This is a genomic window from Streptomyces sp. Tu 2975 (assembly GCF_009832925.1).
In the GTDB taxonomy this organism is placed as follows: Bacteria; Actinomycetota; Actinomycetes; order Streptomycetales; family Streptomycetaceae; genus Streptomyces.
In genome coordinates this window covers 6,228,341-6,248,998 of sequence record NZ_CP047140.1, presented here as the reverse complement: position 1 = coordinate 6,248,998, position 20,658 = coordinate 6,228,341, and the positions used below count along the sequence as shown (strand labels likewise).

The window sequence follows — 20,658 nt, the reverse complement described above, 5'->3', positions numbered from 1 at the left end:
GAATGGCGTGTTCCTGACATGCACTGCCAGAGATAGTGGCTTCCGGGAACCGGACACACAAGACCGCGGGACGGACGGATCACTTCCGCCGCCACCGCGGCCCGCCGCAGGTCTCCCGGAAGCCGGGTGACGGAGCGTCAGCAGTCGCAGCCGCAGTCCGGACAGTCGCAGTCGCGGCAGCAGCCCTCGCGCTTCTTGCGGGACCAGGGCCCCTCGTACTCCTTGGCACAGCACAGCCGGCAGGTGCAGCACAGGCCGATGAAGACGGCGCAGCCGGCCCAGAACCCCCGGCGCGGCGGGCGCCCCTGGTGCCCTCCTGGACCGGGCGGCGTCCCGCCGGGACCGCCGGGCGCCCCCGCGCCGCCGCCGAAGGGGCCGCCGCTGTACGGATTCGAGCCGTACGGGCCCGGTGCGCCGCCCCGGTACGGATTCTGCGGGTTCCCGTACGAGGGCGGCTGGGCGGCCCCGTACCCCTGGTGCGCGCAGGTGACGGTGCCGAACGCCCGGTCGACGGAGGTACGCAGCTCGTGCACGAGGAGGACGTGCACCAGCTTGTCGTCGACGAAGTGCGTGTCACGAAGCGCCAGCCGGATCCCGTGCAGCGCGTCGTCGGCGAGCCGGCGCGCCTCGGCGAGCGAGGTGCCCGTGGCCGTGAGCGGGTTCCACGCACCCGACGCGGCGTCAGCTTCCCTGTCCTCCACGGCGTCCAGCAGATGCGCCAGCCGCCCGAAGAGCCGCCCTGCCTCGGCGAGCGGCGCCGCGTTCTCCGGGCGGCCGGCGAGCACGGCGGTGTGCGCGAAGGCGGCCGCCGTCGCGGTCTCCGTCGGCTCCGTGACCGTGAGGACCGGCGTGCCGGGCCCGGCCAGCGTCTCGAGTCCCGCCTGCCGGTCGACGGCCTCCAGCAGCACCGCCGTGTCGAAGCCGAGCGCGGAGCCCGAGCGCGCGCCCGCCCTGTCCCAGCCGCCGGCGATCCGGCGGGCCGCTGCGGCCACGGGCCCGCGGGCCAACACGCCGTCCCCGTCGGCGACGTGGTCGCGGATCTTCGCGGAGGCGAGGACCAGTGAGACGGCGGCGGCCAGGCGCGCGCCTTCGCCGCGGGCGACGGGAGCGGTGCGCATGGCGCGCAGCGGGCAGGGTCCGGCCGTGCGGCGTTGCGCCGGCGTGCGCTCGGACTGAGCCTCCGTCAGGACCGAGACGATCAGGCCGTCGTAGTTGGTCACGATACGGGCGAACTGACCGTGGTCGGCGCGAAGTGCGAGGCACAGCCCGCACAGATGGGCCATCCACTCGGTCTTCAGCCCGTCCGTGAGCCGGTGCGAGCATGGTCTGACGATTCCGAACACGACGGCCCCCCGCGAGTCGCTGAGATGTGCGGTGGGCATCGTATCGACCCGGCCGTTCACCCGTACGTCCCCAAGGTCACCCGTCCGGCCCGACTTTTATATTTTCATCCCGTCATACCCCTTGCACCGGCCGGACCTTGACGAATCGCCACAACTTCTGCACCAGTACCGTCACGAATCCCCTGCGCGGCGACTATCCACTTGGCGCCCGATCCGCATCATGGACGACGATAGGGGATATGCGGAACGACAAGTGACCGCGATGAAAGGAGGCGTCCATGGGATCGGTGCGTAAGGCGAGCGCCTGGCTGGGACTCGTCGAGGACGACGGGCGTTACTACGACGACGAGTACGCCGAGGGTGCTGAGACGGGTGACGCATGGGTCACCGACCCGCGGGTGCGTGTCGCCTCCGAGTCCGCGCAGCAGGAGGGCCGCCGGATCGCCACCGTCTCCCCGGACGGCTTCCGTGACGCCCGCGGGATCGGCGAGCTGTTCCGTTCCGGCGTCCCCGTCATCGTGAACCTGACGTCGATGGAGCCAGGCGACGCGAAGCGGGTGGTGGACTTCGCCGCGGGTCTCGCGTTCGGGCTGCGGGGCTCCATCGAGCGGGTCGCGACGCGGGTCTTCCTGCTGACCCCCGCGGACACCGAGATCGTCAGCGGCGACCCGGCGGGCCGTTCGCAGGACGGTTTCTTCAACCAGAGCTGAGTGGGGGCACCTCCCAGCGAACGGGCTGGGGGAGCTCGCCGGTCCCGCCGGGCCGCGCCGGCCTATCGGAAGGCGTCGAGACCGGTGAGCGCCTTGCCCAGCACGAGCTGGTGCATCTCGACGGTGCCCTCGTAGGTGAGCACCGACTCGAGGTTCGTCGCGTGCCGCATCACGGGGTACTCGAGCGAGATCCCGTTCGCGCCCAGAATGGTGCGGGAGGTGCGGCAGATCTCGATCGCCTCGCGCACGTTGTTGAGCTTTCCGAAGCTGACCTGCTCCGGCCGGAGCTTCCCCGCGTCCATCCGCACACCGAGGTGGTGGGCGAGCAGGATCCCCTTGTGCAGTTCGACGGCCATGTCCGCGAGCTTGGCCTGGGTGAGCTGGAACCCGCCGATCGGCCGGCCGAACTGCTCCCGTGTCCGCGCGTACGCCACCGCAGCCTCGAAACTGGACCGCGCGGCGCCCATCGAGCCCCACACGATTCCGTAGCGCGCGTGGCTCAGGCAGCTGAGCGGGCCGCGCAGTCCGGTGACGTCCGGGAGGACCGCGTCGGCGGGCAGCCGGACCTCGTCCATCACGAGCTCGCTGGTCACGCTGGCGCGCAGGGACCACTTGTGCTTGATCTCCGGCGCGGAGAAGCCGGGGGCGTCGGTGGGCACCACGAAGCCGCGGATGCCGTCGTCGGTCTGCGCCCAGACGACGGCGACACCGGCCACCGAGCCGTTGGTGATCCACATCTTGCGGCCGGTGAGGACCCAGTCGGAGCCGTCGCGCTTGGCGTGGGTGCGCATGGCGGCCGGGTCGGAGCCGTGGTCGGGCTCGGTCAGGCCGAAGCACCCGATGATCTCGCCGGCGGCCATGCCGGGCAGCCAGCGCTGCTTCTGCTCCTCGGAGCCGAAGCGGTGGATCGCGTACATGGCGAGCGAGCCCTGTACGGAGACCAGGGAGCGGATGCCGGAGTCCGCGGCTTCGAGTTCGAGGCAGGCCAGTCCGTACTGGACGGCGGTGGCTCCCGCGCAGCCGTAGCCCTCGAGCGACATGCCGAGTGCGCCGATGGAGCCGAGTTCCTTGGCGAGGTCGCGGATGCCGGGGAGCTCGCCCCGCTCGTACCAGTCGGCGATGTGGGGCATGACGCGATCGGTGGCCCAGGCGCGGACGGTGTCGCGGATCGCGAGGTCCTCGTCGTGGAGGAGGTCGTCGATACCGAGCGGGTCGCCGGGATCGAAGGGCGGAAGCTTCGACGTTGCGGACATTGACGTGACCTCCGGCGGCTCTGGCACTGGACGTCTCCCCCGGCCGTGGCCGTGCAGGGAGGAAGGGCGGCGCGGCCAAAAACTAGCAGTGCTAGTCAGCGGCCTAGCCAGACGTTACGGCTCAGTGTGCCGTGCGTCCAGACCCAGCCGCCTCGGCGGGGGCGGGCCGTGCGGGCACCTGCGGCCTGCGGCCCGCGGGCACCCCGGCCCCGGCGTGCGACACCGCAGTGCCGGCGGTCCGGGCGCCGGGGGCGTCGGGTTCACGGGTCGCGGGAAGGGACACCGGCTCGGCCTGCCTCGGCTGCGGGCACTTCTCCGACGTGCCGCACTCCATGATCCGCGGCAGCCGCAGTGCGGCGACCGCGCCGAGGAGCAGCAGGCCCGCGCTCACCACCAGCGTGATGTGCAGGCCCTGCACGAAGGAGTGACGGGCGGTGGACCTCAGCAGTTCCCCCGCCGGGCCGCCGAGGCGGTCGGCCACCTGATAGGCCTCACCGAGCGAATGCGCCGCCGCCGAGCTCGCGGACGCAGGTACGCCGGAGAGCGAGGCGACCGCGGGAGCGTACGCGGCGTTCATCACGCTGCCGAGCAGGGCGATGCCCATGCCTGCACCGAGCTGGTACGAGGTCTCACCTATCGCGGCCGCGCCGCCCGCCTGGTCGACCGGGGCCTCACTGAGCATCGACTCGTACGCGCCGAACAGCGTCGTCTGGAGGCCGTAACCGAGCAGGACGAACGCGCCGGTCAGAAGCCACGGGCGGTCGTGCTGACCCATCACGGTCAGCAGCAGCACCGCGACGGCGGTCAGAGCGAATCCCCAGCCCACCATCCGGCGGGGGCCGAGACGGTTGAGGGTGTGCGAGCCGGTGGCTCCTGCGGCCATGGCGGCGAAGGTCAGCGGCAGTAGCCGAAGCCCTGTCTCCAGCGGGCCGAGCCCGAGGATGAGCTGGAGGTACTGGACGGCGATCAGTTCCAGTCCCACCAGCGCCAGCATGGCGAGGATGATGCAGCCGACCGAGGTGGAGAAGGCGGCCCTGGCGAACATCCGCATGTCGACGAGCGGATGCCGGCGGCGTTTCTGCCGCCCCACGAACAGCACCAGCAGTGCCGCGCCGAGGAGCAGCGGAACCACGGCACCCGGGTCCAGCGGACCGGAGCCCACGCCCAGCCGCTTCACGCCGAGGACCACGCCGAGCACCCCGCCCGCGGCCATCAGTGCGCCGAGCACGTCCCACGGGCCGTCCGCACCACCCCTGGACTCGGGCAGCAGCCAGCGGCCGAGGGGGAGGATCAGGGCCATCAGCGGAATGTTGATCAGGAAGACGGATCCCCACCAGAAGTGCTCGACGAGGAAGCCCCCGAGCACGGGTCCGGTGGCGGCGCCCACCGCTGCCACCGCCGTCCATACGCCGATCGCGGTCGCCCGCTCGCGCCGGTCGGGGAAGACCGCCCGCAGGATCGACAGCGTCGCCGGCATGATCATCGCGCCGCCGACGCCGAGCAGGGCGCGGGCGGCTATCAGGATCTGCGGGTCGGGCGCGAAGGCGGCGACAGCGGAGGCGGCGCCGAAGATGCCGTAGCCGAGCAGCAGCACCCGGCGTCTGCCGACCCGGTCGCCGAGCGTGCCGAACAGGATCAGCAGTGCGGCACAGACAAGGGGATAGGCGTCCACGATCCACAGCAGCTCGATGCCGCTCGGGCGCAGGTCCTCGGTGACGTCGGGTACCGCGACGTGCAGCACGGTCGCGTCGAGGGCGACGAGCAGCAGGCTGACGCAGAGGACGAAGAGGACGACCCAGCGATTGGCGCCGCCGCCGACGGAGCGCAGGCGTGCGCCGGCCGTGGGCGTCACGGACATGTACGTACCTCCCGGGTGATCCCTCGCGCTCGGCGGGCCGGCCGGGACGGTGGTACGGGGAAGTCCCGACGGGGCGGCCCGGCGTCGACGGGCGAGCGAGTGGTCAGCGTACGCGAGTTCGCGTGCGGTGCGCGTGGTCGATCTCTCACCGGTCGGGGCGGCCCGGTGTGGCGTACGCCACTCGGTGCCGCCTCCGGGGGAAATCCCGCACTCACTGAACGCCCCGGAAATTCCGCACGCTGCCCCGGTGAACCATTGGCAGACTGCCGAAGGGAGTCCTCCGAGAGGACCGTCGGATAAATAGGGAACAAGGTCACCTGCTTTTCCGGACGGTCCCGGAATGCAACTGGACCTGAGACAAACTCCACATCACATAGGCATCACGAAGAGAGTGGATCGACCGGACCACACACTCACTCGCTGTAACGTCGATTGCGTGCGTACCGACATCTTTGCCCGCCTGGACCGGGAGCCGGAACCGCCGAAGATAGAGATCCCGCGGATGAGCCGCACGCGTCTCGCCCTCTTCGGCGGGACGTCGGCGTTCTATCTGGCCATCGTCGTCGCCGTGCTGGCGTCGACGTGGCTCGTGGCGCTCGACTGGAAGCTCATGCTCTTCCGGCCCTACGAGCAGTGGCCGGAGCAGCACCCGTTTCTCGACTACTTCGTGACGCTCGGCCAGCGCGGCCCGACGGCCGTCATGGTCGCGGCATGGCTGGGCTGGCGCTCCTGGCGCCAGCACACCCTGCGGCCTCTGCTCGCCCTCGGTGCCGCCCTGCTGCTGCTGAACGTCACCGTGGGCGCGGTCAAGATCGGGCTCGGCCGGCTCGGCCCCCACTACGCGACGCAGATCGGCTCCGCCGAGCTCTTCGCCGGCGGCGATATATTTCCCTCCGGACACACCGCCAACGCGGTGGTGACCTGGGGAATTCTGGCCTACCTGGCCACCACGCCGAGGGCTCGGCGCTATCTGTCGGCGCTCTCGGCGGTGGTGTCCCTCGGTGTCGGCCTGACCACCGTGTACCTGAGCACCCACTGGCTGAGCGACGTGCTGCTGGGCTGGGCGGCGGGACTGCTGATCCTGCTCGGACTGCCCTGGTGCGAGCCGCTCATCGCCCGCGCGGAGGCCTTCATCCTCGGTCTGCGCGAGCAGTGGCGCAGGCGCCGGGCGTCCGCCCCATCGCTGCCCGTCGCGTCGGGAGGACCGCGGCCCGCGGTGTTCGCGCAGCGTGGGACCGAGGCCGGCCAGGCGGACGGCGCGCCGCGCGAGCCGGTGGCCGGCGTCGGCCCCACGCCCGGCCGGCCGTCGGCGGGCACCAGGACGGCCACTCACGACCGGTCCCGGGCGCACGCGCGCTCGGAGCGGACACCGGTGACCCCGTCGGGCAGCAGGCGTCCACCGCGTTCGCGGCCCATGACGGGCGGCTGACGCGCAGGCCCGACCCGGAACATGCGCGGGCCCCGGTACTCGTCGAGTACCGGGGCCCGCGCATGTTCCGGTGATCCGGCCGTTCGGACCGTGGCCTGCTGGACGGACGCCGGTCAGCCCTTCCAGCAGCGGATCACCGAGCCGTCCTTCACCTCGAAGTTCAGCCGGCCCGCCAGGTACTCCATGGTGATGATCGAACCGGGCGGCAGCGCTCTGACGGTCGACCAGCCCCGCTCGCGGGCCTGCTGCTCGGCTGCCGCCGCGTCGAGGCCGACGTACGACTCTGGGTTGTCGTCGGGCTGTGCGGGAGGAGTCGGTATGGGTGCCATGCTCACCACCGTAGGCGGCAGCGGACGGTGACGGAAGCCGGGACGGCCATGACCCCAGCAGCCCCACATACCTCGGGGGTCACGCTTCTGTCACAGCTTCTCGACACATGATCGCTTCGAACTCGTTCACCCGAACGGGCTCTTCGGGTGCGTTCATGTGTCTTTCGGCACGCGACTGTGGATCATGGCCAATTGCTTTCCATCGACTCAGGGGATTCCGGCGAATTCCGGTCGGCACGGCAATTCACCCGTCGCGAGTGATTCACGCTTCCTTTACAGATTTCACAGAATCCTCCGGGCCCACCGGCTCGTCCGTGCCAAGGGCCCGCGAGAGCCGGTCACGGATCGTCCGGACGTGGCCGGTCAGTTCCGGCGGCTCGACCACCTCGAAGTCGACGCCCAGGAGCATCACGTGGACCACCATCACATCCAGGCTCGCGGCCCCGGTCCGCAGCAGGCAGCGACTGTCGTCCACCGCCTCCAGCACCCCGTCGGACGGGCCGATGATCCCGGCCGCCCGCTCGGCGGAGGTGTGCAGCAGGACGACCGCACGGGCCGCGTACGCGCCGATGGAGACTCCTTTGGAGACGTAGGCCGCGAGGTCGTCGGCCGGGGGCGTCCGTGGCGCGACGCGGGGGCCGTGCGGCGGCCTGGGGACGATCCGGTCGGCCCGGAACGTACGCCAGTCGCCCCGCTCCACGTCCCAGGCGACGAGGTACCAGCGGCGCTCCGTGCACACCAGCCGGTGGGGCTCGACGATCCGGCGGGTGGCGGCGCCACCGTGGTCGCGGTACTCGAAACGCAGCTGCTCGCTGTCCCGGCAGGCGTTGGCCAGTTCGGTGAGCACGCCGGGGTCGACGGTCGAACGCTGCTGCCCGCGCAGCATGGGAACGGTGAAGGCGTTGAGCGCGCTCACCCGCCGTCGCAGCCGGTCGGGCAGCACCTGCTCCAGCTTGGCCAGGGCCCGTACGGACGTCTCGCCGATTCCCTCGATGCCCTGGCCCGCCGCCGTGCGCAGGCCGACGGCCACGGCGACGGCCTCTTCGTCGTCGAGCAGCAGCGGCGGCAGCTCCGCACCGGCACCGAGCTGGTAGCCGCCGCCGGTGCCCGGGCTGGCGTTGACCGGATATCCGAGTTCTCGCAGCCGGTCCACGTCCCTGCGGACCGTCCGGGGCGTGACCCCCAGCCGGTCGGCCAGGTCGGCGCCGGACCATTCGCGGTGGGCCTGGAGCAGGGACAGCAGGCGCAGGAGTCGTGCCGAGGTCTCCAACATGCGAAGAGTCTGACAGGCGTCGCGGACAGCTTCTGTCCGCAACGGTGGACTCCGTCGGCCGGAGCGGGCGCTTCAGCCGGCCGCGGTGACGCGGACGCAGAGGTCGTTGTCGCCGGTGTAGCAGGGGGCGACGATGTGCCCGGCGATGCGCTGCTTCGGATAGGCGAAGATCGACTTCTTGTCCCAGACGTCGTCCAGGATGCGGGAGATCCGCACCGGTGCCGCTTTCGCGGCCGGCCGCAGCCACAGCTCCCACAGCCGTTCCTTGCCGGCGACGGCGTTCTCGGCCCCTTCGGCCAGCGGCCCGTACGGCAGGGTGAAACCGAACGAACGGCCCTCGCCGGTGACGGGCACCTCGTGCATCCGCTCCCCCGCCCGGAGCCGGGCCTGCACCACGGGGCCGTCGCCCAGCTCCGCCCCGAACAGCACGCCCGTCACGGACATGGCGCCCTGCTCGGGGGCGAAGGCGAGCTCGCCGGCCTCGGCGTGCGGTGCGCGCCGCCAGCAGCGCAGCGCGAGCCGGCCGTCGGCGGTCGGATAAGGGACGCGGACGGCGACGGGGCCGGACGCCGGTGCCTGGTCCACGAGGACCCGCAGGTCGCGGATGCCGGGCTGCACCGCCTCTCCCGTCTCCGTGTACGCGTCCCAGCGGCCCTCGGCCAGCTCCGCCGTGGCGGGCAGAGTGGTCCGTGCGGGAGTGCCGTCACCCGGAGGTGTCAGCGGCAGCCGCAGCTCGTCCGCCGGGCCCTTGCCGCCGCGCCGTCTCAGAACGAGGACCGCGCCGAAGGCCGCCGACCCGAAGACGTCGAACGTGATCCCACCGTCGCTCGCGGCGAGGCAGTCGGCCCGGGGCTCCAGGTGGCCCTCGGCCGTCATCGGGGTGCTCATCCGCTCTTCCTCCCCTTGCGGATCAGGTCCGCGGCAACGTAACGCAGTGCGTAGGCCCCGTCGTACAGCCGGCTCCTCCCCGGTGCAGCGCCTCGCGGAGCGCGCTGCGCGAGCGTCCGCTCTCCCCACGGGCAACGAGCTCGGTGAACAGCGCCTCGTGGCGCTCCGCGATCGGCGCGGGGTCGAACCGTGCGGAGGACACCAGCGCGGCGCGGCCCGCGCTCCGGCGCAGCTCGTCGTCGCCGATCAGGCGGAGCAGCGCGTCGGCGATCGCGTCCACGTCGCCGACGGGGACCAGCAGGCCGTCGGTGCCGTCGTCGATGATCTCGCGGGGTCCGTGCGGGCAGTCGGTGGAGACGACGGGCAGGCCGCAGCGCATCGCCTCGACGATCGTCATGCCGAACGACTCCAGGCTGGAGGTCACGGCGGCGACCGAGCCCTTGACCCACTCCGGCTCCAGCGGGTTCGCGGGGCCCATGAGGAACACGTGGTTGTGGAGGCCGCGTTCCTCGATGAGGTCGCGCAGTGCCTGCTTCTCGTTGCCGGTCGCGTCCCCGCTGCCGTAGATCCGCAACCGCCAGTCGGGGCGGGCGGCGGCCACCTTGGAGAAGGCCTTGATCAGCAGGTCGTAGCGTTTGACCCTGGTGAGGCGACCGGCCGCGACGACCCACTGGGCGGTGCAGTCGGCGGGTGCGACGCCCGGGGCGGGCACGCTGTTGGGCACGGACTCGATGCGTACGCCGGGCAGCTTCAACCGCTCCCGGTAGGCACGGGCGTCGGCCTCCGTGACGGTGGTGACGGCGTCGAGCAGGGCGTAGCGGTGGCCGATCTCACGGCGCAGGCGGTACCCGTGGCTGTCGAGCGTCAGATGCTCCTGGCCGACGCGCACGACGCCGCGGCGGGCCTGCCGGGCGATGTGGACGTTGAGGCCGGGCCGGGTGCCGACGACGACGTCCGCATCGAGGGAGGCGAGGTGGGCGGCGATCCGGACGTCGGTGAGACGGCTGTACTGCCTGTGCCGGCCGTCGCCGCGGGGAAAGACCTTCGCGGGGAGCCGGGCGAGCGGGTCGTCCCCGTCGTAGCCGGGGCTCTTCTTCCGCAGGTCGACCAGGTGCTTCATGGTCACACCGGCGGGGGCGCCCATGGACGGCTGGTCGCGGTGGCGGAAGACCGAGACGATCTCCACGTCGTGCCGTTCCGCGAGCGCGCAGGCGAGGTTGAACGTCGTACGGATCGTCCCGCCGATGCCGTAGGCGTTGTGGAGCAGAAATGAGATGCGCATGGCGCTCCCGCGTTCCCCCCTGGTCGCGCGAATGCCCTCCTGGTCAGGAGGTCTGACCCGAAACTTTAACCGCCTACCGGGGGCGGTACGGGATCTGCGGTACGTCGTGGCAGTTCCGGCTCATGTCGCCACCCTGGGTGACCCAGCCCCGGCCGTCCTGCCAGCGCGCGACGGACAGGCAGGCCCGTCGCGAGGCGGGCGGCTCGTCGAGGGGCCGGTACGAGACGGGGAGCAGCAGGCCGCGGGCGGTGTACGGCTCGGGGCGGTTCAGATAGCGCTCGACGCACGCCCTGGTGAGGTCGCCGGCGCACGACTTCGCCGCGTCGGTGAACCACATCGCCGCGGCCCAGCCCTCGAGCTGCCACTGGGACGGCTCCCTTCCTCGCACGGCCTGCCGGAACTCACGCACGGCGGGGTGGCCGGTGTCCTCGTGGTTGCGGCTCGAGCCGGTCACCCACAGGGCGTTCCGGCAGCCCGGGGCGTCCTTGTACTCGCGGGGGACGGCGGAGTTCCAGTTCTGCACGTTGGTGACCTTGGCGGTGACGCGGGTGCCGACCTCGTCCATCGCCTCGCACAGCTGCGCGTTGCCGTGCGCGTCGAGGGCGTCGAACACCAGGTCCGCGCCGCTGCGCCCGATGTCGGCGGCCACGGCACGGAAGTTGGGCAGTGCGAAGTCGAGCTGCTCGGACACCACGCGGTAGCCCTCCGCCTCCAGGCCCCGGGCGACCAGCCGGGCGTAGGTCGCGGACGACGCCTGGTTGTAGGAGACGACGGCGGCGGTGCGGGCGCCTTCCGCGCGCTTGAACCAGCGGTAGACCTCGGTGCCTCCGTAGAGGACGCCGTCCCAGCCCGGTTCTTCACCGGTGCGGGGCGCCTGGCTGCCGTAGATGCCGTAGAGGTGCGGACAGGTGTCGTAGGCCGGGCCGATCGGCTGGCCCCCGATGTCGGGGACGCCCGCGCGGGACACCCGCGACGCGGCGGCGTAGTCGAGGACGGTGGTGGCGACGAGCGCGAAGACCTTCTTCTCCTCGACCAGGCGGTGCACGCACTCGTTGTTGCCAGCGCCGCTGCCGCCGTCGTCGCAGGTGATGACCTCGACGCGGCGGCCGTCGAGGCCGCCGCGTGCGTTGAGCGCGTCGAAATAGGCGCGGGCTCCCTGTCCCGGCCCGTCGAAGGCGGCACCCCCGACAGGGCTCGTGGCGCTGGTGATGACACCGACGCGGACGGGCTCACGGGCGCTGTCGCCGGGCGTCCGTGAGGTTTCGAAGGCACCCTCGGGCAGTCGGCTGCCGCACGCCGTCGCCACGGTGAGGAGCGCCGCGACGAGCAGCGCCTCAGCAGCCCGGAACAGCGCGGGCATTCGGGCTGAGCTCCACCAAGGCGCACAGCGCCTTCTGGGAGACCTTCCAGGTGCCGTCCTCGAGCACGGCCGTGCCCTTGGCGTCCGGCAGGACCGTGTTGCCGTCGACCATGAGGTTGTAGGTCACGGTCGCCCGGGTGGGTGAGGTGAACCGGACGCCGGTCATCCCCGCGGAGACCCGCGCGGCGTTCTTGTCGTTGGCGAAGGCGGTGAGGACCGGGCGCAGCACCTCGCCGTTCTCGAGGAGCTTCACCTTCTCGTCCGTCGGCACGGAGGGGTCGAAGAAGGCCGTCCAGTTCTTCTTGACCTGCTGCTCGGCCGCAGGCGGGTCTGCGGGTTCCGCACCCTCCGTAGGGGTCTCGGGAGTGGCTGCGGTCGTCGGGGGCGAGGTGGCCGGCTCGGAACCGCCGCCGCCCCCGCATGCGGCGGTGACGGGCCCGAGGACGAGAACCGCTGCGGCGGCCCAGGCCGCGGGTCGGGAGTCTTTTGTGCTGAACATGTCACTCACCCCTGTCTCGGTTTCCAGCGTCGGACGGTTCGGGGCATAGTGCAAGAAAGGAGGCGTTCCGATGCCGACGTCCCGACTGCTGTGGTGGGGTGGGATCGCCGCTGTCGCCTGCGGTGCCGTCCTGTGCGTCGTCGGCTGGTACGGCGTCTCCGGCGAGAGGCTGACCGAGCGGCAGATGCCCTATCTCGCGTCGGCCACCGTTCCGGGGGCGGCGATTCTGGTGGCCGGTGCGGTCCTGATCGCGGCCGGAGTGTTGCGAACGGGGGCGTCGGGGCGGAAGGCGGCCCGGCACAGCCTGGTGACGAACCGTCGGACGACGACGGCTCAGGAACCGTCCGCGCCGATGTGGCCCCGCTGCCGGGCCCGCGCGGGACGGGCCCTCGTCGGACGGACCTGCGCTGCGGGTGCCGGGGGGCACGCTGGCGCACCGGCCCGACTGTCCCCTCGTGGCGGGCAAACCCGAAGCCCTGCCGGCCGGTGACGCGGAACTCGAGCCCTGTCCGGTGTGCGAGCCGTGGCGTCCCTGACCTACGACCTCACCCTCGCCGGGCTGGCCGTCGGCAGCGCTGCCGCACTGACCGGCATCGGACTGGTCGTCACCTACCGGGCCACCGGGGTGCTGAACCTCGCACACGGCGCGATCGCGATGGTGTCTGCCTATGTGATGCGGCAGTTCAGCGTGGAGTGGGGCCTGCCGGTGCCGCTCGCGGCGACGGTGACGCTGTTCGTGGTCGCCCCCGGGATCGGTCTGCTGCTGGAACGGCTCGTCTTCCGGCCGCTGTCGGTGCCCGCGCCCGACCCGGCCCGGACGCTGGTCGCCTCGATCGGCGTCTTCGTGCTGCTGGTGGGCGCGGCGGCGCTGCTGTGGGGCGAGGGGGCGAGGGCCGACGCCCCGGTGCTGCTGCCGGACAGCCCATGGGTGCAGCTGTCGGCTGTCGTCCTGCTGGCCTCGCTGGTGACGGCGGTGATCCGGTGGACCCGGTTCGGCAGGGAGCTGCGCGCCGTCGTCGACGACCGGACGCTCGCGGCGCTCGGCGGCATCGACGCCAACCGGGTGGCGGCGGCGGGGTGGGCGTTCGGCTCGTTCACCGCGGGACTGACCGGCGTGCTGCTCGCTCCGTACGTACGGCTCGACCCCTACGGGATGCCGCTGCTGGTCGTGGAGGTGATCGCGGTCGCGGTCGTCGCCCGGATGCGGAGCCTGCCCGTCGCGATCGGTGCGGCACTGGCGATCGGGGTGGCCCAGGCACAGATGGCGCGACTGCACCCGTCCGGCTGGGCGGAACCCCTTGTCCAGGCCGTGGAGGCGAACCTGTTCGTGCTGGCGCTTCTGATCGCCGCCCTGCTGCTCCCCGGGTTCGGCGGTGCGACGACGTGGGCCGCGGCAGCTGCCGTACGGGTCCCGCGGCCCGTGTGGCTGATCGCCGGGATCCTTCTGCTGCTGCCCCTGGGTTTCGCCGGCACGGACCTGCAGACTGCGGTCCGGGTACCGGCCCTGGCGGTGGTGCTGCTGTCCCTGGTGGTGGTCACCGGGCGCGGCGGGCAGATCTCGCTGGGGCAGGCCGCGTACGCGGGCCTCGGGGCGCTGTTCACCGCACTCCTGGCGGCGGGGCGGTTCCCCGGATTCCCCGAGCTGCCCGAGCTCGTGGCGCTCGCCGTAGCCGTCGTGCTGGTCGCCCCGCTCGGGCTGCTCACCGGGTGGCCGGCGATCCGGCGGCACGGGCTCGCTCCGGCGCTGGTCACGCTCGCGGTCGGGGTGGCGGTGAGCCGGTTCGTCCTCGCCCAGCCGTACGCGACGGCGGGCCTCACGGTGTCGCGCCCCCCGGCCCTGGGATCGGACCGGGCGTACTACGTCGTGGAGCTCGCGGTGCTGACCTGTGCGCTGCTCGCCGTCGCGGCGCTGCGCCGGGGCCGCACTGGGCGGGCCCTCGCGGCACTGCGCGACCACGAGGAGGGCGCGCAGGCGGCGGGCGTCGCCGTACCGGCGCTGAAGCTCTTCGCCTTCTCGTCGGGCGCGGCGCTGGCCGCGCTGGGCGGCGGACTGCTGGCGATGGGGGTGCGGGCGTTCGATCCGGCGGCGTTCGATCCGGTGCGCGGCGTGCTCTGGTTCGCGGCGGTGTTCGTGCTGGGCGCGGACAACCTCCTCGCGCCGCTGCCGGCGGCGGCGCTGCTCGTCGCGCTGGACGCGGGGACGCGGGGCGGGGTCGCGGCCGTGGTGATCGGACTGCTGGCCGTCCTCGTGGGCCACGGCCGCCTCCGTCCGGGGGCGGCGGGGCCCGCCGCTGAGCGGCCACGCGCAGAGGGTGTCGCGGCACGGCCAGGGGCGGGGGCCGTCGCCGTGCGGGCGGACACCGCACGCTCCGCGGGCGCCGCCCGGGCCGCGAACCCCGCGCCGCCCGCCCGCAGGGCGCCGAGGCCGGCCGCGGGAGGGCTCAGCACGGAAGGACTGCGGGTCGCGTACGACGGGCGCCGGGTCGTCGACGGGGTGGACCTCGTCGTGGCTCCCGGCCGGATCACCGCGCTCGTCGGGGGCAACGGGGCGGGGAAGAGCACCCTGTTCCACTGCCTGTGCGGGTCGCTGCGGCCGGACGCCGGAAGGGTGCGGCTCGGCGGGACCGACATCAGCCGCCGGTCCGCGCACGCACGGACCCGGCTGGGGATCGCGAGGACGTTCCAGCAGCTCGCCGTCTTCCCCTCGCTGACCGTCGAGGAGAACGTGCGCGTCGGGGCCGAACAGGGCCGGCACCGGGACACGTCCGCCGTCGAGCCCGTACTGCGGCTGCTCGGTCTGGACGGGCCCGTACGGCGGCTTCCTGCCGCCGGCCTGCCCACCGGTGTGCTGCGCCGGGCCGAGCTCGGGCGGGCGCTCGCCACCCGGCCCCACACGCTGCTGCTGGACGAGCCGACCGCCGGCCTCGACACCGTGGAGACGGAGGCGCTCGCCCGTATCCTCCGGGCGCTGGCGGCGGACGGGACCGCCGTGCTCGTCGTCGAGCACGATCTCGGCTTCGTCACCGGCCTGGCCCGCACCGTGCACGTCATGGAAGCGGGGCGGCTCGTGCGATGACGCTCGCCATGGAACTGCGCGACGTGCGCGTGCGGTACGGCCCGCTGGAGGCCTTGCACGGCGTACGGCTCCCCGTACCGGCCGGGGCGCTGACCGTCCTCCTCGGCCGTAACGGCTCAGGCCGTACGACCGTGCTGCGCGCGCTCGCCGGCACGGTGCTCCCCGCGGCCGGCTCCGTGCTGCTGCACGGGCGGGACGTGAGCCGGCTGCACGCACAGAAGAGGGCACGCCTCGGTGTGTGCTTCGTGCCCGACATCGGCGCGGTGCACGGGAGCCTGACCGTCGGCGAGAACCTCGAACTCGCCTCCTCCGGCGATGACTTCGGCCGCGCCCTGGACGGCTTCCCGGCGCTCCGCGCGCTGCTCGGCCGCACCGCCGGCACCCTGTCCGGCGGTGAGCAGCGGATGCTCGCCGTCTCCCGCGCCCTGCTGGCGCCCGCCGGTGTCGTCCTGCTCGACGAGCCCGCGCAGGGCATGGCCCCCGCGGTGGCCGCCCGTACCTACCGGCTGCTGCGCGGGCTCGGCGCCGCGGTCGTCGTCGCCGAGCAGCGGCTCCCGCCGGCTCTGGCGCAGAGGCCCGGAGCCCCGGTGGTCGTGCACGAACTGCGCCGCGGCTCCGTCGTGTTCAGCGGCGAGCCGGGCGAACTCGCTCCGGCCGGGGCCGGCCCGCCGGCCGTCCCCCGCCCGCCGTGACCGCGGGACCCACGGGGCGGCGTGACGCGGCGCGGTTCGATTCGTTGCCGTTTCACGCGTGACCCCCACGACTGATCGCACGTTGAACCTTCGTGTCGGGACCCGCCCGGCTCACCTGATCAAGTCCGAGGAGCCACCCGTGCCGCGCATGCTCGACGTCAGCGAGGACGTACGCGCCGAGATCGGCGACGAAGAAGCCGACCGACTGCTCGCCGGCCTGAACGCCCCGGGCAGCTACGACTGCACCTCCTGCCGCACTCCGGGCGATTCCGACCAGGAGCGGACCAGCACCGTGCTGTTCGTGGGCGACGAGACGGCCGTGCTCGCCTTCGCCCACGCCACCTGCATCCCCTCGCAGGTGGTGCAGGTCGCGGAGGACCAGCTCCAGGGCGCCGTCCGCTCCATCACCGGCGAGGAGCCGCAGATCCCGGGCGCGGCTCCCCAGCAGGCGGTGCTCGGCGTCACCAGCGGTCTCATCCTCCTCGACGGCGACGTGCACCCCGCGCTCGTCGTGGAGCCGACCGCGCCGATCGCCCGCCCGGGCACGACGGGCCACGGCGGCGACGACTTCCTGCCGCTCCTGATCGAGCAGGGTTTCCTGCCGGTCGGGGACGTGAACCGTCGCCCGTCCCAGCTGCCCGGCTGGTCGGTCCTGATCGCCATGGGGCAGCTGCACGCCGTGCTCCAGCCCGGTACGGGCGGTGGCAGCCCGGTCGCCTGGTGGCAGGCGCATCAGCCGCTCCAGGTCACGGAGGGCTGGCGGACGGCCGCCAACAAGACCAACACGGTCCTGGTCTACGCCGCCCCGGTCGGGTCGATCGGCCAGCAGCCCCGCGAGGACCTGCTGCGGGACGCGCTGGAGAAGGCGGCGGCCAACGGCCGTCTGGTCGCCGCGGCGATGCCGCTCGCCGGCACCTGAGCCGCCCGGACGCCGCTCGGATCCCGTCCGCCGGCGCCAGGGACCACAGACGTGCCGGCCGACCGGCCCGGCGGGCACCAGACGTACGCCGGGGCGGCTCTCCTGCCCCGGCGTACGTCCGCGCGCGCCGGCGACGGACCGTACCGTCCCCCGGAAGAATGCAGCTCGCCGCAGCCCGCATCCGTGGGACTGCGGCGTCGTTGCAGGTACGTGCACTCATACGACCCCTCCCCCCAGCCCTTCCAGAGCCAGATCCCTTCCATGCGCCCCGCGCGCGATGGTTCGCCGGGCCGCTCGGCCACGCCGATCTACGACGCGCTGTACTCCGAGTACCTCAGGGCGTTCAAGACGCTGCCGGGTGACCGCAGCGGGGAGGAGGATCTGGACTTCAAGGGGTTCGGGTCGGGGCTGCACGGCCTCCGCGGCGGTTTCCTCGGCTACGGGAGCCATACGAGCCACTCGGGGCACACGAGCGGCCACTCCGGCTACTCCACCGGCCATGTGGGCCCCACCGGTCATCAGGGCGGCAGGCACTCGCACCAGACGGGCCGGCACGCCGTCCATCAGCCCGCGGCGCTGCCCCCCGCTCCGCGCAAGGGATCCTGACCCGCCGTCAGCGAACGCCGCTGCCCCCGGACCACGTACACGGTCCGGGGGCAGCGGCATCGATGCCTGCTGGGTTACTTCTTGCGGCCGCGCTTCTCCCGCACCCGCACCGAGATGTGGATCGGGGTGCCCTCGAAACCGAACTCCTCACGCAGCCGGCGCTCGACGAAGCGGCGGTAGCCGTGCTCGAGGAAGCCGGACGCGAACAGCACGAACCGCGGCGGCTTGGTGCCGGCCTGCGTGCCGAACAGGATGCGCGGCTGCTTGCCGCCGCGGATCGGGTGCGGATGCGCGGCGACGATCTCGCCGAGGAACGCGTTCAGCCGGCCGGTCGGGACACGCGTCTCCCAGCCCGCCAGCGCCGTCTCGATCGCCGGGACCAGCTTCTCCATGTGGCGGCCGGTGAGCGCGGAGACGTTCACCCGGGGCGCCCAGGCGACCTGCTGCATCTCGGTCTCGATCTCGCGCTCGAGGTAGTAGCGGCGCTCCTCGTCGAGGTCGTCCCACTTGTTGTAGGCGACGACGATCGCGCGGCCGGCCTCGACGGCCATGGTGATGATGCGCTGGTCCTGGACGCTGATGTTCTCCGTCGCGTCGATCAGGATGACCGCGACCTCCGCCTTCTCGACGGCGGCGGCCGTGCGCAGCGAGGCGTAGTAGTCGGCGCCCTGCTGGAGGTGGACGCGCTTGCGGATACCGGCGGTGTCGACGAACTTCCAGGTCACGCCGCCGAGTTCGATGAGCTCGTCGACCGGGTCGCGGGTGGTGCCCGCGAGCTCGTTGACGACGACGCGCTCCTCGCGGGCGACCTTGTTGAGCAGCGACGACTTGCCGACGTTCGGACGGCCGATCAGGGCGATCCGGCGGGGACCGCCGACGGCGGTGCCGAAGGTCTGGGCCGGCGCCTCCGGCAGGGCCTCGAGGACGGCGTCGAGCATGTCGCCCGTACCGCGGCCGTGCAGCGAGGAGACCGGGTGGGGCTGGCCGAGGCCGAGCGACCACAGGGCCGTCGCGTCGGCCTCGCCGCTGGGTCCGTCGACCTTGTTGGCGCAGAGCACGACGGGCTTGCCGGCCCGGCGGAGCAGCTTGACGACCGCCTCGTCGGTGTCGGTCGCGCCGACCGTCGAGTCGACGACGAAGACGACGGCGTCGGCGGCCTCGATGGCGTACTCGGCCTGGGCGGCGACGGAGGCATCGATGCCGAGGACGTCCTGCTCCCAGCCGCCCGTGTCGACGACCTTGAAGCGGCGGCCGGCCCACTCGGCCTCGTAGGTGACGCGGTCGCGGGTGACGCCGGGCTTGTCCTCGACGACCGCCTCGCGGCGGCCGATGATGCGGTTCACCAGGGTCGACTTGCCGACGTTCGGTCGGCCGACGACGGCGAGGACGGGCAGCGGGCCGTGCCCGGCCTCCTCGATCGCGCCCTCGACGTCCTCGACGTCGAAGCCCTCTTCCGCGGCGAGCTCCATGAACTCCGCGTACTCGGCGTCGCCGAGCGCTCCGTGGTCGTGCTGGTCGTTCATGAAGTCCGTTCCTCGTTCGTCACTGGACCGTGTCTGTTGCGCGGTCCATTACTCAAGTCTGTCCTAGCGCCCGGTGAGGCGCTTCGCGTCCGCCAGGTGGGCGGTCAGGTGCTCCTGGATGCGCACCGTCGCCTCGTCGAGCGCCTTGCGCGTACGGCGTCCGCTGCCGTCCCCGGCCTCGAACGCGTCGCCGAAGACGACGTCCACCTTGCTGCGCAGCGGAGGCAGTCCCTTTATCAACCGTCCGCGGCGCTCGGTACTTCCCAGCACCGCGACCGGGACGATCGGGGCGGCGCTGCGCACCGCGAAGTACGCCAGCCCGGCACGCAGTGAGGCGAAGTCACCCTCACCCCGGGTGCCCTCGGGGAAGATCCCGAGGACGCCGCCGTCGTCCAGCACGCCGAGCGCGGCCGTGATGGCGGTGCGGTCGGCGGTCGTACGGTCCACCTTGACCTGTCCGATCCCCAAGAGGAACGGGTCCAGGGGGCCGACGAACGCCTCCTTCTTGATCAGGAAGTGCACGGGCCTGGGCGCGGTGCCCATCAGCATCGGCCCGTCGATGTTGTGCGAGTGGTTCACCGCGAGGATGACCGGCCCCGCTGCCGGGACCCGCCACGCGCCGAGGACGCGCGGCTTCCACAGTCCGTACATCAGCCCGATGCCGATGCCCCGCCCGACAGCCGCGCCCTTCCGTGAGGGAACGGTCACCGGGCGGCCTGCTTCCGCGTGCCGTCGGCGGCGCCCCGCTTCTCCTCGACGAGGGTGACGACGCACTCGATGACCTGCTGCAGCGTGAGGTCCGTGGTGTCGACCTCGACCGCGTCGTCCGCCTTGGCGAGCGGCGAGGTCTTACGGCTGGAGTCGGCCGCGTCCCGCTTGATCAGGGCTTCACGGGTGGACGCGACGTCGGCGCCCTTGAGCTCGCCGCTGCGGCGGGCCGCCCTGGCCTCCGCAGACGCGGTCAGGAAGATCTTCAGGTCGGCGTCGGGCAGGACGGTGGTGCCGATGTCACGGCCCTCGACGACGATGCCCTCCTTGGCGGCCATGGCGATGGAACGCTGCAGTTCGGTGATCCGGGCGCGCACCTCGGGCACCGCGCTGACCGCGCTGACCTTCGAGGTGACGTCCTGCTCGCGGATCGGACCGGAGGCGTCGAGACCGTCGACGGTGATGGTCGGTGCCGACGGGTCGGTACCGGACTCGATCACGGGCTTCCCGGAAGCGGTCGCGATCGCGGCGGGGTCGGACACGTCGATGCCGTTGCTGATCATCCACCAGGTGATCGCGCGGTACTGCGCGCCGGTGTCGAGGTAGCTCAGCCCCAGCGCGGAGGCGACGGCCTTGGAGGTGCTCGACTTGCCCGTGCCGGAGGGGCCATCGATGGCGACGATCACGGATTCCACGGTGTCGGACACCTTCCTGGTTCGTGGGAGTGGGCACGGCCGGAGTGCCGAGGGGCCCAGCACAAGGTTACCGAGTGCGGACGACCACTTCTGCACCCGTACGCCGGGGCCCCGGAGCGGCCCCTTGACACGGCACCGGCCGCTTCCCCCGGCCGCCGGGAAGCGACCGGGGCCGGGCCTGCCACGGCTCCGTCCGCCTCCCGTACGAGAAGTGG

17 protein-coding genes and 2 pseudogenes are annotated in these 20,658 nt (G+C 72.6%); 7 read left to right on the top strand and 12 right to left on the bottom strand.

The annotated features are described in order from the left end of the window. Window positions 1-137 precede the first annotated feature (137 nt). Window positions 138-1,382, bottom strand: coding sequence for a DUF5685 family protein (locus GLX30_RS27745; RefSeq protein ID WP_244258297.1), 1,245 nt, complete (start codon window positions 1,380-1,382; stop codon window positions 138-140). A 239-nt stretch (window positions 1,383-1,621) separates the two neighbouring features. On the opposite strand from GLX30_RS27745, the gene GLX30_RS27740 reads away from it, so the two are divergent. Next, window positions 1,622-2,053, top strand: coding sequence for a cell division protein SepF (locus tag GLX30_RS27740; protein ID WP_005319308.1), 432 nt, complete (start codon window positions 1,622-1,624; stop codon window positions 2,051-2,053). Between the two features lie 62 nt (window positions 2,054-2,115). Here GLX30_RS27740 and GLX30_RS27735 read toward each other — a convergent pair whose 3' ends face one another. Further along, a complete protein-coding gene (locus GLX30_RS27735; protein WP_159693390.1) occupies window positions 2,116-3,306 on the bottom strand; it encodes an acyl-CoA dehydrogenase family protein in 1,191 nt (396 codons plus the stop codon). Between the two features lie 121 nt (window positions 3,307-3,427). After that, the gene (locus tag GLX30_RS27730) at window positions 3,428-5,164 is read right to left on the bottom strand and encodes an MFS transporter (protein ID WP_159693388.1); all 1,737 of its coding nucleotides are present in this window, start codon (window positions 5,162-5,164) and stop codon (window positions 3,428-3,430) included. A gap of 436 nt (window positions 5,165-5,600) precedes the next feature. On the opposite strand from GLX30_RS27730, the gene GLX30_RS27725 reads away from it, so the two are divergent. After that, window positions 5,601-6,593 (top strand): phosphatase PAP2 family protein, encoded by a 993-nt coding sequence (locus GLX30_RS27725; protein ID WP_159693386.1) that lies wholly within the window; start codon window positions 5,601-5,603, stop codon window positions 6,591-6,593. 113 nt (window positions 6,594-6,706) lie between these two features. Here the strand turns inward: GLX30_RS27725 and GLX30_RS27720 are convergent, their stop codons facing one another. The 6 genes and pseudogenes from GLX30_RS27720 to GLX30_RS27695 all read right to left on the bottom strand — a co-directional run bounded on the left by GLX30_RS27720 (window position 6,707) and on the right by GLX30_RS27695 (window position 12,224). After that, window positions 6,707-6,922, bottom strand: coding sequence for an I78 family peptidase inhibitor (locus tag GLX30_RS27720; protein WP_159693384.1), 216 nt, complete (start codon window positions 6,920-6,922; stop codon window positions 6,707-6,709). A gap of 262 nt (window positions 6,923-7,184) precedes the next feature. Continuing rightward, entirely contained in the window at window positions 7,185-8,195 is a 1,011-nt protein-coding gene (locus GLX30_RS27715; protein WP_159693382.1) for a YafY family protein, read from the bottom strand. A gap of 72 nt (window positions 8,196-8,267) precedes the next feature. Then, window positions 8,268-9,083 carry a hypothetical protein gene (locus GLX30_RS27710; RefSeq protein WP_159693380.1) on the bottom strand — a complete coding sequence of 272 codons (816 nt, stop codon included), beginning with the start codon at window positions 9,081-9,083 and terminating at the stop codon, window positions 8,268-8,270. After that, window positions 9,080-10,365 (bottom strand): annotated as a pseudogene (locus GLX30_RS27705) (glycosyltransferase family 4 protein). Before GLX30_RS27705 ends, GLX30_RS27710 begins: the two are co-directional and overlap by 4 nt. Before the next feature lie 73 nt (window positions 10,366-10,438). Continuing rightward, window positions 10,439-11,725, bottom strand: coding sequence for an ABC transporter substrate-binding protein (locus tag GLX30_RS27700; protein WP_159693378.1), 1,287 nt, complete (start codon window positions 11,723-11,725; stop codon window positions 10,439-10,441). Beyond that, window positions 11,700-12,224, bottom strand: coding sequence for a hypothetical protein (locus GLX30_RS27695; RefSeq protein ID WP_159693376.1), 525 nt, complete (start codon window positions 12,222-12,224; stop codon window positions 11,700-11,702). The genes GLX30_RS27700 and GLX30_RS27695 overlap by 26 nt, the downstream gene beginning before the upstream one ends. 70 nt (window positions 12,225-12,294) lie before the next feature. On the opposite strand from GLX30_RS27695, the pseudogene GLX30_RS35495 reads away from it, so the two are divergent. From GLX30_RS35495 to GLX30_RS27675, 5 genes and pseudogenes are all read left to right on the top strand, one after another. Further along, a pseudogene (locus tag GLX30_RS35495) lies at window positions 12,295-12,760 on the top strand (hypothetical protein). Beyond that, window positions 12,748-15,300 (top strand): ATP-binding cassette domain-containing protein, encoded by a 2,553-nt coding sequence (locus GLX30_RS27690; protein ID WP_159693374.1) that lies wholly within the window; start codon window positions 12,748-12,750, stop codon window positions 15,298-15,300. Before GLX30_RS35495 ends, GLX30_RS27690 begins: the two are co-directional and overlap by 13 nt. Next, complete coding sequence (locus GLX30_RS27685) at window positions 15,297-15,992, top strand: ATP-binding cassette domain-containing protein (RefSeq protein WP_159693372.1); 696 nt, start codon at window positions 15,297-15,299, stop codon at window positions 15,990-15,992. The genes GLX30_RS27690 and GLX30_RS27685 overlap by 4 nt, the downstream gene beginning before the upstream one ends. 139 nt (window positions 15,993-16,131) lie before the next feature. Beyond that, the gene (locus GLX30_RS27680) at window positions 16,132-16,911 is read left to right on the top strand and encodes a hypothetical protein (protein ID WP_159693370.1); all 780 of its coding nucleotides are present in this window, start codon (window positions 16,132-16,134) and stop codon (window positions 16,909-16,911) included. 261 nt (window positions 16,912-17,172) lie between these two features. Beyond that, entirely contained in the window at window positions 17,173-17,517 is a 345-nt protein-coding gene (locus tag GLX30_RS27675; protein ID WP_347879788.1) for a hypothetical protein, read from the top strand. Window positions 17,518-17,591: 74 nt separating this feature from the next. Here the strand turns inward: GLX30_RS27675 and der are convergent, their stop codons facing one another. From der to cmk, 3 genes are all read right to left on the bottom strand, one after another. Then, on the bottom strand, window positions 17,592-19,040 hold the full coding sequence (gene der / locus GLX30_RS27670) for a ribosome biogenesis GTPase Der (RefSeq protein ID WP_037775082.1): 1,449 nt from the start codon (window positions 19,038-19,040) through the stop codon (window positions 17,592-17,594). A gap of 63 nt (window positions 19,041-19,103) precedes the next feature. Further along, window positions 19,104-19,691 (bottom strand): lysophospholipid acyltransferase family protein, encoded by a 588-nt coding sequence (locus tag GLX30_RS27665; RefSeq protein ID WP_244258510.1) that lies wholly within the window; start codon window positions 19,689-19,691, stop codon window positions 19,104-19,106. A gap of 53 nt (window positions 19,692-19,744) precedes the next feature. Next, a complete protein-coding gene (gene cmk, locus GLX30_RS27660; RefSeq protein ID WP_159693364.1) occupies window positions 19,745-20,455 on the bottom strand; it encodes a (d)CMP kinase in 711 nt (236 codons plus the stop codon). Window positions 20,456-20,658: the final 203 nt, after the last annotated feature.